General features: G+C 61.2%; 13 protein-coding genes. 4 read left to right on the plus strand and 9 right to left on the minus strand.

Annotated features, from left to right (window positions below; genetic code table 11):
* From VKS22_02720 to VKS22_02750, 7 genes are all read right to left on the minus strand, one after another.
* A partial coding sequence (locus VKS22_02720) for a hypothetical protein (GenBank protein ID HLW69513.1) occupies positions 1–430 on the minus strand: 430 nt, incomplete at its 3' end.
* Positions 431–513: 83 nt separating this feature from the next.
* A complete protein-coding gene (locus VKS22_02725) occupies positions 514–678 on the minus strand; it encodes a hypothetical protein (GenBank protein ID HLW69514.1) in 165 nt (54 codons plus the stop codon).
* A gap of 9 nt (positions 679–687) precedes the next feature.
* Positions 688–1,722, minus strand: coding sequence for an IS21 family transposase (gene istA, locus VKS22_02730; protein ID HLW69515.1), 1,035 nt, complete (start codon positions 1,720–1,722; stop codon positions 688–690).
* A 772-nt stretch (positions 1,723–2,494) separates the two neighbouring features.
* On the minus strand, positions 2,495–3,016 hold the full coding sequence (locus tag VKS22_02735) for a site-specific DNA-methyltransferase (GenBank protein ID HLW69516.1): 522 nt from the start codon (positions 3,014–3,016) through the stop codon (positions 2,495–2,497).
* A 617-nt stretch (positions 3,017–3,633) separates the two neighbouring features.
* Positions 3,634–4,449, minus strand: coding sequence for an enoyl-CoA hydratase-related protein (locus tag VKS22_02740; GenBank protein ID HLW69517.1), 816 nt, complete (start codon positions 4,447–4,449; stop codon positions 3,634–3,636).
* 71 nt (positions 4,450–4,520) lie between these two features.
* On the minus strand, positions 4,521–5,327 hold the full coding sequence (locus VKS22_02745; GenBank protein ID HLW69518.1) for an enoyl-CoA hydratase-related protein: 807 nt from the start codon (positions 5,325–5,327) through the stop codon (positions 4,521–4,523).
* Positions 5,328–5,387: 60 nt separating this feature from the next.
* Positions 5,388–6,326: a cyclase family protein gene (locus VKS22_02750; GenBank protein HLW69519.1), complete on the minus strand. Its 939-nt coding sequence runs from the start codon at positions 6,324–6,326 to the stop codon at positions 5,388–5,390.
* A gap of 138 nt (positions 6,327–6,464) precedes the next feature.
* On the opposite strand from VKS22_02750, the gene VKS22_02755 reads away from it, so the two are divergent.
* From VKS22_02755 to VKS22_02770, 4 genes are all read left to right on the plus strand, one after another.
* Positions 6,465–7,034 (plus strand): winged helix DNA-binding protein, encoded by a 570-nt coding sequence (locus tag VKS22_02755; GenBank protein ID HLW69520.1) that lies wholly within the window; start codon positions 6,465–6,467, stop codon positions 7,032–7,034.
* A 124-nt stretch (positions 7,035–7,158) separates the two neighbouring features.
* Positions 7,159–8,757, plus strand: a complete 1,599-nt coding sequence (locus tag VKS22_02760; GenBank protein HLW69521.1) for an NAD(P)/FAD-dependent oxidoreductase — start codon at positions 7,159–7,161, stop codon at positions 8,755–8,757.
* Positions 8,758–8,876: 119 nt separating this feature from the next.
* Positions 8,877–10,112, plus strand: coding sequence for an LLM class flavin-dependent oxidoreductase (locus tag VKS22_02765; protein ID HLW69522.1), 1,236 nt, complete (start codon positions 8,877–8,879; stop codon positions 10,110–10,112).
* Between the two features lie 15 nt (positions 10,113–10,127).
* A complete protein-coding gene (locus VKS22_02770; GenBank protein HLW69523.1) occupies positions 10,128–11,309 on the plus strand; it encodes an acyl-CoA dehydrogenase family protein in 1,182 nt (393 codons plus the stop codon).
* Here the strand turns inward: VKS22_02770 and VKS22_02775 are convergent.
* Together VKS22_02775 and VKS22_02780 are read right to left on the minus strand one after the other, a co-directional pair.
* Complete coding sequence (locus VKS22_02775) at positions 11,306–12,445, minus strand: serine hydrolase domain-containing protein (protein ID HLW69524.1); 1,140 nt, start codon at positions 12,443–12,445, stop codon at positions 11,306–11,308. The two genes, VKS22_02770 and VKS22_02775, sit on opposite strands and share 4 nt — an antisense overlap.
* A 51-nt stretch (positions 12,446–12,496) precedes the next feature.
* On the minus strand, positions 12,497–13,429 hold the full coding sequence (locus tag VKS22_02780; GenBank protein HLW69525.1) for an LD-carboxypeptidase: 933 nt from the start codon (positions 13,427–13,429) through the stop codon (positions 12,497–12,499).
* Positions 13,430–13,529: the final 100 nt, after the last annotated feature.

The raw sequence follows: 13,529 nt of genomic DNA on the forward strand, positions 1-13,529 counted from the left end.
TGCGATCTCTAAATCGCGGATCGCTCAGCGTCCGGTGGGCGCGAGAAAGCCGCCGGCCGAGAACGAAGGCGGAGAAGGTCAGCCCTTCGCCCTCGAAGAGCTTGTGGACGTAACGCGGCGTCACGCGTTGGCGCTTCGCGACGGCGGCAGCCGTCAGATCGCAGTCGCCGAGATTAGCCGTTATATCGGCCATGATCGCCTGCAGCCGCGCGGCGCGGACGCCGCGTCCCTCCGCGATCGCCAAGCAGTCTCGCGTGGCGCCTACGGTCGCCGCGATAAGATCGTGGAAGTGGATGACGACGAGCCGCTGTAGCTGCGGCGCAAGCAGGTGCTGTTCATCGGCAATCGCGCCCGCATACGTGACGAGCAGGTTCAGCGCCTCCGTGCCGTGCGGAACGACTCGGATCGGGGCATCGTCAAGCTTGCCCACGAGCGGTGCAATGGCCTTGCGCGGGACACTTCGGGCTCTGCCCGGTAGGCGACGGGCGTACCTATGGCATCGAGCGCACGCGGCTACAGCAGGCGCTGTCTCCATGCCGACAGCGGCTTCGATCCCGCCAGCGCTTCCGGCTTGCGCTCCAGGACGTCGAGGTAGTGTTCGAGAGCGAGGACCTGCTGGTTGCGTTCATAGCTGCGTTCATGTCGTGCGATTACGCGGCCCTCGTCGCGCACTTCCACCTGACTCGGTTAGAGTCGGACCTCGACCGTCCTGCCAACCGCCGCCGGCACCGAATACAGATTGGTTCGCACTCGCACACATCCGAGCCCGTCCACGCGCGGGAACGAGATCTCCGCCAGCTCCAATCCGCTCTCGGCGAGCGGCAGCAGATGCGCGCGTTCCTCGATCATCAGCGCTCCCACCAGCCGGCTCTGCCCGGCGATCTGGCGCCGTTCATCTTCGCGGCAGGCGGCAAGCAGTTGGGCATTGAGATCTTCGAGATCGCGCGCTTTGGGCATCGGTACCCAGTGGTTGCGCCGGAAGTAGCCGGCCTCGCTTTCGATCCCGCCTTTTTCGTGCGCCGCATACGGCGAGCAGAACTCGCTGGCGAACCGCCAATGCGAGCGGAACGCAATGAAGCGTGCAGTCTCCTCGCGCTGGTAACCGCGCAGGATCTTCTTCACCGCCGCTTTCAAGTTGTCATAGCGCAGGAGGTGGAATACGCCCTGAAAGTATTGGAACGCGAGTTCGTTGGCGTCCAGGAAGGCCTGCTGTGTCGCCCGGCGATACGCGCGGTGGAACGCCGCTCCGCTCGCCATGCTCCGCATCGAGAACACCTGCAGCAGCGTCGGTTCGCCCGCCAACTCCGCCCACGCCTCGTACCAGTCGACCTGGCCTTCCTGCCCTGGCTGATAGCTCTGTGGAACGCATACCGTGCGCGTCGACCACCCAAGCAATTCCTTCCGTTCGCGCACGTACTGGCGGACTGTCACTTCGGCCACCTTGCACTCCGGGATCTCGGCCACGATGCGCTGCCAGATGCGGCGTGCGGTGTGGCGCTGCTTGCGCGGCGCCCTGCGGTCGGCTTCGAGGATTGCGTCGATAAACGGAATCAGCGGGCCTATCACCGGTCGCTCGCGTTCCACCGTTTTGCGCGGCGGCGGTTCCGCGCTCGCCAGCGCCTGCCGGACCATCCGCCGATGAACTCCGAGCTTGGCAGCGACCCCTTTTATGGTCCCGACTCCGAACTCGTACTCCCTTCGGATCTGCTCGAACAGCTCCACCTTCGCTCTCCTCTCCATCCCGGCCTCCTGCTCATCAAGCAGGATGCTCGGCTAGAGGGGAGTGGGCTTACGGATTCAAGCGACGGTGGAAGAGAATTCCGAAGTTCAAAGCGAGTAGTTAAGTTCCAGTCAAGTGCCCCTCTGTCGTGCGAAGGGACCCATACGTCGAAGCCTTTCGTGTCGCCAATGCCTCCGAGAAGTGTCTGAACCTGCACGTGGGATAATTCTGGACGTATCTCGTCCAGGGTTCCGATTCGGGAATCGAGATAAGACCACCCGAGATAGCTATCGACATTAAATCTCCCCGCGTTCGCAATATACAGCACGGTTCCACCAACCTGCTCGTAAACCTGTACTTTGTACTGGCCGTCACTTGCAGTGGTCAGCGCCGCAAAGGTTTCCTCAAATTCCTCAAAAGGCACGAACAACGGCTCCGGCTGGTCGTTCCAGCAAAAGCAGATGACGCTGTTGTGCCCTTCGAGCAGTTGAAGATCGACTTTGCGCAAGCCGAAAAACGTAGTGCTTCCCGGGTGCTTCTTGGAATACCGGAAGTACAATCGCGCCTTACCTTCGGCAATCTCAAAGAGCGACTCACTGTTCGCCAGCTTTCGGAAAACACCGAACCGTCTTCTTAAGTTCTCAAGGAAGGCGAGCTTTACCGGATTCGGCATAAGAGTTAGGAATCAATCCTCATCCTCCCGAAGTTTGGCGAGCACCGATGGATCTAGAACCTTGTCGCTAGGATTTGTGAGGGCCAGCACCAACCGCTCAACTAACTCAACCGGGAATTGGCAAGGATGGGCGGTTTTCTCGATATGATTGTTCTTGACGTTTGGAATGATCCACACGTCGCCAGGATTTTTCCCGCCGGGATTGCACGAAAGTTCCCCGCGTTTGGGCCTTTAAAATAGCGATTGCCTGGATATTTGGAAGGGACGCGGATCGGATCGAGGTTGAATGTGTAATCGTCTGATCGAGTAAACCAGTTTATCGTCTCATATCGGCCCGACAGGCGCTTTGAACAATGTAAGCCATGCTCGAAGTGCCACACGATGCGGTTTCGCAAGCGCAGTCCGTGATTCTTGAAGATCGGATAAAGTGGCACGTCCAGCGGGACGATCTCGCCGCCAGAGACATGATTTCCAACCTGCCAACAGATCGAACCCTGCGGATGTAGAAGCCGCACGCATTCGGCGATCACGGCAGTCTGTTGCTGAACGTATTGATCCAATGGCGCGCGCCGCTCGTAAGATTTGCCGATATTGTAGGGCGGCGACGTTACGATCAGCTTCATGCTCGCGTCGGCTAGCGAGCGCATGAAAGTGAGATTGTCCTTGCACTCGAGGAAGACGGATTTGTCGGTCCGCAGCCGCTCGATTGCACCGAACGGGAGAGTCGGCGCTAGACCGCTAATCTGTCGTCCACTCACCACGCCACGCCTCCAATTCGCGCGTTTTCAGCAGAAGCCCATCAGCCGTATCCCAGGCCACCAGCATATACCTATTCACTTTCCGGTTTTGGATGGACTGGCTGGGTGCCGGTGGCCTCGTGGGCGACTGAGGAGGTCGTGTGAACCGGGTGGTGGATGATTTTAGATGCCGTGTAGACGGGATGGCGGACGACTTTGGAGGCCGCGCGAACCGGATGAGCGCGATGATGGTGGCGATAACGGTGATGGGTGCGGACGGTTTGAGTATCGGGGCTAGCAGTCGCCGCCGTTCCGGTGCTAGTTGATGCGGGAGTGTCAGCGCTGTTGGCGACAGAAGCGCAAAACATGACGATCGTCAGAATGAGTGCGAATCGTAACATTTTGAAAAACCTCCAATTGTGTACGAAAATCGTCGAGTGCATTCCTGCCCAGCGCAGTCCGCAGAGCCGCCTACTCGCGCCGTCCCCGGCAACCGCGCTTCGCTAGTTTATTTTGCCACGAGTTTTCATGGCATGGGCGACGCCGGGCATGACTTTCGGGAAACCCCTGCCCTCGAGCTTATCGCGGGTGTGGCTGTCGAGGCCCTGGACCATATAGTGCGAGTGCGCGTTGCGGACTGAATTGCTGAAACCCATCGCATCCTGCGCCGAGTTTGCTGCCCATTTCACCATCCGGAGCGTGAAGGGATCGTTTTCCGCGATCTCGCGCGCGAACGCCAGCGTTTCATCTTCAAGACGCTCGCGCGGAACTACCAGATTGACGAAGCCGAGCCGGCAGGCTTCTGCGGCGTCGATGAAGCGGCTGCGGAACATCGCTTCCTTGGCTTTGCGCAGAGGGAGGTCCCAGGGCGCTGAAAAATACTGCATCAGCGCTGGGAGAAACATCGCGTCGTCGGCGGCGACGATGAGATCCATTGCCGCGGCGAACATCCAGCCGCCAGCGATGCACTTGCCTTGCACCTGCGCGATGGTCGGTTTCGAAAGATCGCGCCAGCGCAGCGTCGAATCGAGAAAGAGGTAGCGCGAGAGCGCGTATTCCCCGCGCACGCCCTTCGGAAAGGGACGGCGGCGCATGTCCTCTCTTTCCTCCTGAGTGCCGATGTCGTGGCCGGAGGAGAAGGTGTCGCCCGCGGCCGCCAGGATGATCACGCGTACGTCGTTGTCCGCGTCGGCCGCGGCGAAGGCGCGGTCCATCTCCTCGATCATCAGGCGGGACTGCGCGTTTTTATAACGGGGGCGGTTCAGCGTGACTTTGGCGATCGCGTCATTCTGTTCGTATAGAATCGTTTCGTAGTTCATTGGTTACTCTCTGACTAACTCACTAGTGCGGTGACTTATAAGTAACTACAGAAAATGGCGAAAGACTCTACTCACTTGCCGGTGAAATTCGGCTTACGTTTCTCGATAAAAGCGCGGGGACCCTCTTTCGCATCGTCGGAGGAAAAGACGTTGCGCGCGAGCTCATTTTCGATTTTGTAACCCTCTTCGAGCGGGCGGCCCGAGGCGCGGGCAACGCCCTGCTTGATCGCGCGGACGGCGAGCGGACCGTTGGCGGCGATAGTGCGCGCCAATTGCTCGGCTTTGCCCATCACCTGGGCTGCCGGCAGAACGTGGTTGATCAATCCGATTCGGCGCGCCTCGTGCGCGTCGATTCGTTCGCCCGTGAGCAGCAACTCCATCGCATTGCAAAACGGTATCTGGCGCGGAGTGCGGACGAGCGACCCGGCATATGGGATGAGTCCCCATTTCACTTCCATCAGGCCGAAGCTGGCATGCTCGGCGGCGACGCGGATGTCGGTCGCGAGCATCAGCTCCATCCCGCCGGCGATGCAATAACCGTTGACCGCGGCGATGATCGGCTTGTCCATCGCGAACGGATGCAGCATCGCGATGTCACGCAGGCCGGGGTTGTTCAGCAGGGTGTGATCCCACTCATCTTCGGGCGAACGCTCGCGGGTCGTCAACGGCAGCATTCGAGCCAGGTCGGCGCCGGCCGAAAAAGCCTTGTCACCGGCGCCCGTGACGATTGTGACGCGGATCGAGTCGTCGGAAGCGACCCGTTGCCAGGCCTCGGCCAACTGCACCATCAGCTCGGGGTTGATCGCGTTGTGAACCTGCGGCCGATTGAGCGTGAGGTAGGCAATGCCGTCGCGAACCTCGAACAACAGCGCGCGCATCTGCATGAGACCTCCTGAGGGCACGCCACGGACACCTGAAGTAAGGCGACGGGCGCTCAACTATAGGATCGCCAGGGCGTTGCCGGGCGAGCCGATGCCGCCGGGCAATTTCAGCGGCGTCGCAACGAAGAAGAAGGACCAACGCGCGGTGGCGCGGCAGCGGACGGTCAGGCGCTCGAAATCGAAGAACTCGCCGAGCGCGAGTCCGAGCAGCGGCAAAATCCGGCGATGGAGCGATCCGATCGCGGGGTCGCCGGGAATCGTCTCGACCGCAGGATTGTCGCAGCAGAGCGCGCCCGGATGCGCGTCCCAGAGAAAGCGCGCCATCGCCTCGTCGGCGCGCAGACCGGCGGACGACGGGTTCTCGGCGATACGCGCCCGGCCGTCGTCATCGAGCGCCCTGTAGGCGTCGACCCAACCCGTATGAAGGCAGAGGATATCGCCGGGCGCCAGGGTGACATTCTGGGCGCGCAGAACGGCGGCGAGATCCTCGGCGGTGATCCTGACTGGCGCAAACGGATCGAGCGGCCGGCCCTGATCACGCGACCATCCCGCGACGTCGAGCAGAATGCCGCGGCCGGCGATCCCGTGCTCGGCCCAATGCTCGATGCCGAGCTCGTTCGGTCCGTCGGTCGGGTCCTGGGTGCGCCCGCCCCAGAAGCCGTGCTCGCGGCAGCGGACATGGCCGAGCGCGTCCCATTGAGTCGAAGCCTGCGGATGGAAGCCGTCGAGCCGGTCGTCCATCTCGTGGCGGTTGAGAGCGAAGATCTCATGGCGGTAGCGCCCGCGCCCGAACATCGGCGGGCTGGGCAGATTGAGCGGTAGATCGAGCGAGATCATCTCGCCGGTCTGGATCAACGCTGCGCCGGCTTTGACCCGTTCGGGCGTAAGCAAGTTGACGCTGCCGAGCTTATCGTCGGGGCCGAATTCGCCCCACGCGTGGCGCATCCCGATGCCCGGGACTTCCGGCAGCTCGTCGTATGAACGGAGTTTTCTCATGCGCCAAATCGTACGTTCAGCGCGCGAAGCCTTCAAGCCGAATCTCGCTGATTGGGAAAAGCCTTGAGCTGCGTTTACGTTTGACAATTAAAAATAGTTGAGCTAGATCAACTATTCGAGCAAGGAGACTTTCGTCGCTTGAGCACACCAAAAAACGCTGTCCGTTCGATCAGCACGAGCGAGAAAGCCTTTCGACGCGCCGCCGCCGCCGACTTGATCGAATTTTTTTACCCGGTTCACTATGAGATCGGCACGGCGCTCGAAGATGTTGTGCGCGCCGACCGGCTCTCGCGTCAGCAGGCCGCAACTCTCTGGCTGATTCGTTCGCAGGGCGGTCCGGACGCCCGGATGCGCCGCAAGGATATCGAGCTGAACCTGCGCCGATGGTTCGAAGTGACCAATGCAGCCGTCTCCAAGTCGCTCCGCGCCCTGATGCGTCCGCCGCTCGCGCTGATCGCGATCACGGAAGACCCGCATTCCGGTCGCGAGAAGGTAGTTGCGCTGACACCCAAGGGGCGCGCGTTTCTCGATTCAGCCGCGGCGCGGGCGACTAATCTGCTGGCTGAGCTGATTGAAAAGGCGCCGCCGGATATCCTCGATCACGCGATTACCTACTTCACGCATCTCACGGGCGCCTTCGAGAATTTTCAGCATCGGGATCGATTGCGGCTGGTCCGCTCCGATCGCGAGATCAAGGATCAATATTAGTGCTGGTTCCTGTCGGCGGGTGAGGTTCGATCCTGCGAAACACTTTTCTCACTCAGCTGACGATGAATTAAGAGAAGCCGCCTGATCAATACAAACTGACCACTAACCACGGAGGAATATAATCGTGACTCAGCACTTTGATGCTATCGTAATCGGTGGCGGCGTGTCTGGCCTGTACGCTCTTTATAAACTCCGCCAACTCGGCGTCTCGGCACGGGTGTTCGAGGCCGGCAGCGATATCGGCGGCACCTGGTACTGGAATCGCTACCCGGGCGCCCGTTTCGACTCTGAGAGCTATACCTACCAATATTCCTTCTCCCAGGAATTGTTAGAGGAATGGAAGTGGAGCGAGCATTTCTCGGGCCAGCCGGAAATTGAACGGTATTTGCATTTTGTCGCGGACAAATTCGATCTCAAACGCGACATTGAGTGCAACGCGCGCGTTGCGACCGTCATGTATGACGAAGCTGACAAGAGGTGGGAGATTGAGACTCACAACGGTGTGCGCGCATCTGCCCGCTACGTCATCTGCGCCACCGGGCTGCTTTCGGCGCATCAGTTTCCGGACTATGAGGGGGTTCAAGACTTCGCCGGCCTGTCGCTGCACAGTGCACGCTGGCCAAAAGCGCCGGTCGACTTCACTGGCAAGCGAGTCGGGATCATCGGCAGCGGCCCGACGGGCGTCCAGATCATTCAGACAATTGCCCCCGACTGTGAACAGCTGACAGTTTTTCAGCGCACCGCGAATTGGTGCACCCCGCTCCGCAACCGTCCGATTACCGCGGAGGAACAACGAGCGCTCAACGAAAAGGCACATGAGATTTTCGCACTGTGCAAACGCACCTGGGCCGGCTTCATTCACGAACCGGACCCGCGCGCCGCGATGGACGTGCCGAAAGAGGAGCGCCTAGCCCGCTATCAGGAGTTGTACGACCGCGGCGGGTTCGCATTGTGGCTGGGCAATTACCGTGACTCCTTTATGTCACAGGACGCCGCGGATGAGGTTGCCGAGTTCCTCGCCACCAAGATCCGCGAACGCGTCACCAATCCCGAGGTAGCCGAAAAACTAATTCCGAAGCACACGTTTGGCACGAAGCGGTGTCCCGGAGAGAAGAATTACTACGAGACGTTCAATCGCAACAATGTCAGATTGGTTGATTTGCGCGAAACGCCGATCAAGAAGATTATCCCCGCCGGAATCGAAACCGGTAACGAGTTACACGAACTCGATGTGATTATTTATGCTACGGGCTTTCATAGCGTGACGGGTGAGCTCCTGCGTATGGATATTCGCGGTCAGCACGGTCGATCCCTGCAAGAGCATTGGTCCGACGGGCCAAGAACCAATCTCGGCGTTCAGTTCTCGGGCTTCCCAAACCTGTGGGCCATCATGGGGCCGCACAACCCAGCGGTGTTTTGCAATATCACCCGCTGCGTCGAGACCAACGTCGAGTGGATCGTCGATTGTATCCGTTATATGCGCGAGAATGGTTTCGAGACCATGACCACAACCCCCGAAGCCGAAGATGCATGGACCAAACGCTGCTATGAATCGGCCAAAGGGTTGTTAATCAATGAGATGAAGGATTCATGGTTCTTCGGTAGCACCAATCCCGAGAACGTGCGCGGCCGCTTCCTATTATTCGCTGGTGGCGTGCCACTCTATCGTGAGATCTTCGCCGACGTTGCTGCGAAGGGCTATGAAGGCTTCGAACTGCGCTAGGTGCTGTCTCTGAGTTAAGGAACATCCGGTCAAGAACCCACCAAACCCCGCCGCTAGGGTGGTAATCGTTCCGGCGCAGCTAACTGAGTCTGGCGAAGCTAACTGAGGAGGAATCGAAAATGAAGTTCATCTACTTTTTCCTGCCGACGCTGCCCGCGACGCTCGCGGAGCGCAAACAGCTCCGGCCGATCGCGATGCATCCCGATCGCTGGCAAAAAATGATCGAAGAAGTAGTTGAGCTGAGCCAGTTGGCGGAAGACGTCGGTTTCGAGGCGGTCTCATATCCTGAGCATCATCTGCACAGCGAAGGGATCGAGATGGGCAGCCTGCCGCTGCTGACGCAGCACATCCTGAACCACACCAAGCGGATTAAGGCCGGGCCGATCGGTTACGTGCTGCCGGGCTGGAATCCGCTGCGGCTAGCGCTGGAGATCGCATGGCTCGATCAATTGACGAAAGGGCGCACGATCGTCGGCTTCGCGCGCGGCTATCAGGCGCGCTGGCTCAATCAAATGGCGCAGAAGGTTCACGTCGGCGCCACCATGAGCGACAAGAGCGAGACCGATCGCATCAATCGCGAGGTCTTCGAGGAGGTCTATCAGTTCCTCAAGCTGGCGTGGGGTGACGAGCCATTTCGCTTTAACGGCAAGCACTATCAGTATCCGACGCCGCAGGAGGGCACTCCGTGGCCGGCGGCCGAGTGGACGCGCGAGTATGGCTTTCCGGGCGAGGTCGATGCTCAGGGTCGCATCCAGATGATCAACGTCGTGCCGAAGCCCTATCAGCGGCCCCATCCGCCGCTGTTTCAAGCGTTTTCGCTGAGCGAAGAGACGGTGCGCTGGTGCGCGCGCGAGGGGATTCGTCCGACGATCATCCTGCCGCAGCCGGAGACCGTGCGGAAGCTCGGCGAGGCCTACGTCGAGGAGGCTACCAAGGCCGGACGCGGCCCGATGAAGGTCGGCCAGAATATCGGCGTCCTGCGCGGCATCTACCTCGGCGACAGTCTCGCGCAGGCCAAGCAGATAGCGGAACCGGGGATGTGCGTACTCGGCTATCGCGAGGTCTTCCATCACTTCGGCTTTACTGAAGCCTGGCGCGAACCGGCTGATGAGGCGAAATATCCTGCTGGCAAAGTTCCGCTGCCGGCGTCGGAGGTTACTGCCGATCGCGCCGCACGCGTGAAGTCCGCCTACATGGGAACTGTGGACGACGTGCGGCGCGGGCTCGACGAGTTGGTCGAGGTGGCCAATCCCGAATACTTCGTGTGGCAGGGCGATCAGGGGTTCATGCCGAAAGATGTCGTCAAGCGACAGATCGAGCTGTTCGGCGAAAAGCTGCTGCCGCGCTACGCCTGATATAATCGGAGCTTCATGGATTTTAGATACAGCGCGGAAGACGAGGCGTTTCGTCGCGAGTTTCGTCTCTGGCTCGAGCGGAATCTCGAATACGCGACGCCGCCGCGCGGACCGCTGGCCGACGAGGAGGAGGGGAGTTGGGAAGCGACGCTGCGATGGCATCGGCGGTTGTACGAGGGCGGCTGGCTCGGGATCACGTGGCCGGCCGAATATGGCGGTCGTGGCGGAACTTTCCTGCAGGAGACCATCGTTGATCAAGAGCTTGAACAGGCGGGGAGCGGCCTGCCCTTCACGGGACCCGGTATCTGGCTGCTGGGGCCGACCCTGATCCATTGGGGCACGGCGACGCAGAAGCAGCGCCATCTGCGCAAGATTCTCGCCGGCGAGGAGATGTGGTGTCAGGGTTATTCGGAGCCCAACGCGGGATCCGACCTGGCGGCGATCCAGACCCGCGCAGTCGAGCACGATGGTTACTTCGTGGTCAACGGCTCAAAGATCTGGACCTCGCTGGCGCATCACTCCCATTGGATGTTCCTGCTCGCCCGCACGGATTCCGCAGCGCCCAAACACAAAGGAATCAGCTATCTCCTGGTTGAGATGAAAACCCCCGGCATCACGATCAGTCCGCTGATCCAGATGACCGGGGCGCGGCATTTCAACCAGGTTTTTCTCGAGGATGTGCGCGTGCCGATCGCGAATATCGTCGGCGAAAGAAACCAAGGATGGCAGGTGGCGCTGACGACGCTGGCCTTCGAGCGCTCAAGCGGCCAAGAGCGCATTATGACGAATCGGGTGCGCGAGCTGGCGCAGCTCGCATCGCAGCTCTCGCGCAATGGCCGCGCACTGGCGGAAGACGCCTCGGTACGGCAGACCATCGGACAATTCGCTGCGGAGGCGGCGGCGATCCGCTACACCGGCTTCCGCCAACTGACGCGGCAACTGAAGGGACTGCCGCCCGGCCCCGAGGGCTCCTCAATCAAGCTGAGCGCCTCGGAGCTCGGACTGCGGATTGCAAGCTTCGCCCTGGAGATGCTCGGAGCTTACGGGCAACTCGAACGGGGCGATCAATTCGCGGCAGCGCAGGGTCTGTGGACCCATCGGATGCTCGAAGCGCGCGGCCCGATGATCTATTCAGGGGCGAACGAGATTCAGCGCAACATCCTGGGCGAGCGCGTCCTCGGCCTGCCCAAAGGTTAGGTCGCGCCGAGCGCTTCCATGACGAGGTCGTGGATCAACGGGCGAAAATCGCGGATCGCCTGATTGTCGCGGCGGGGATGCACGCGGTTGGTCAGCAGGGTGATCGCAAGCTCTTTTGCCGGTTCGATCCAGATTGAAGTTCCGGTAAAGCCCAGATGACCCACCGCGGCCGGCGAGAAGCGACGGCCCGAGCTCGAATACTCGGGCGAAGGCGAATCCCAGCCGAGCGCCCAGGTCGAATCCTTGACGGTGCGGTCGCGGGTCCAGAACTCCTGCACGATTTTCGGCGGAACGAAATCCGAGCGGCCCGCATAACAGCGGATCAGTTCGTGCGCGAGGCGGTCCACTTCCCGCACCGGCGCGAAGAGCCCGGCGTGGCCCGCGACGCCGCCCATCGCAAAGGCGTTCTCGTCCTCGACCTCGCCGACCAGCATCCGCTTGCGCACGGCACAAACCGAGGTCGGCGCGAACATCTCGGGCACCGGTTCGAGCCGCCGCGTGCGCAACAGCGAGATATCGATAAAATCGGTTGCGCGCAGTCCCAGCGGCTTGAAAATCTTCTCGCGGCAGAGCCGATTCAGCGCCATGCCGCCCACCTGCTCGATCGCCTCGCCGAGTAGCATGAAGTTCAAATCCGAATAGAGGTTGCGGCCGGCCGGCGGGTACTCGGGTTTCTCGCGATGGATTTGCTCATAGACGAATTCCTTCGCCCCGTGGCTCGCCATGAAATTGATCTTGCCCGCGCGCTCGACCTCGGCGACCTGCTGATGGAACGGACGCCACGCGGCCAGCCCCGAACAATGCGCGAGCAACTGGCGGAAGGTCACGTAGCCCTTGCCGTGCACGCCGAAATTGTGAAAGAAGCGCGTGACCCGATCGTCGAGCCGCAGCTTGCCGTCGCGCGTGAGCATCATGACGGCGATGGTCGAAGCGAGCGGCTTGGTCAGCGACGAGAGGTCGAAGACGGTCTCGAGCCGCATTGGCGAGCGCTCGGGTTCGAGCGCACGAAAGCCGAACGCCCCTTCGTAAGCGATGTCGTTGCCCTTGCGCGCGACGAGCGTCGCGCCCGGAATCGCGCCCTGTTCGATCGCGCTCGCGAAGGCTTGCTCAACCTCAGCCCAGCCCAATTGCTTCACCCCTAATCATTGGATCATAGCGTTGAGAGTCTAGCGCTGTCATCGCCGGATTCAGGTCGTTACGGCGGCTTCAGTGAATACGAGGCATCTTGCGGTGGCGTCGAGCTGCGCGGGCAGGCCGAGGGGCAGCGCGAAATTCGCCGTGCCGTGGCCCGCCTCGATCCCGCTCAACACCGGACAATCCAGTTGCGCGGTGGCTTCGCCGATGAAGTCACGGATCAACGCGCCTTCGCGGGCGCTGCCCTCAACCGGCCGGATCGCGCCAAAGACGATGCCGGCGACGCGCCGGAGGATGCCGGCCTGCCCCAACTGCGTCAGCATCCGATCGATGCGGTAGGCTTTCTCGCCGGTGTCCTCGAGAAACAGGATGGCGCCGTCGAAGAGCGGTTCCCACGGCGTCCCGATCATCGCGACGACCACCGAGAGACATCCGCCGAGCAACGGGCCGCGCGCGCTGCCGGGGCGAAGGGCGGTCGGCGCTTCGAGCGTTAATTCGCGCGTTTCGCCCGCCAACAGCCGCAGCAGATGATCGCGTGCGGGCGCGCTCACGCCGTGCGAGAAATCCATCGCGACCATGGGGCCGTGAAATGCCACCATCCGGGCTTGAGCAACGAGAGCATTGAGCAGATAGGTCTCGTCGGAGAAGCCGAGGAAGATTTTCGGCGTCCGCGCGAGAGCCGCAAAATCGAAAAGCGGCAGGAGCCGGCCCGAGCCGTAGCCGCCGCGCGCGGCAAAGATCGCCTTGACCTCGGGGTCGGCGAAAAAAGCGGTTAATTCCGCCGCACGCACCACGTCCTCGCCCGCCAGGATGCCGCTGCGATCAAGTGCGTGGGGGGAGATCTTCACGCGATAGCCCATCGCGGAGAGCGCGGCGACGCCGCGTTCGAGATGCGCGCGTTCGACGGCGGCCGCGGGCGCTACCACCCCGATCGTATCGCCCGGCCGCAGCGCCTGCGGTTTGATGATGTTTTCGCTCACGCCCACGGTAGTCTGCTCGGTAGAGTATTCCGGCTCGCATCCAGCTTGTACATCCCGAAGTGTCAATCAATGGGCGCTTGACGAAGAATCTGCGTCAAGCGAAGCT

The sequence above is a fragment of the Candidatus Binataceae bacterium genome (assembly GCA_035308025.1).
Taxonomy (GTDB): domain Bacteria; phylum Desulfobacterota; class Binatia; order Binatales; family Binataceae; genus JAJPHI01.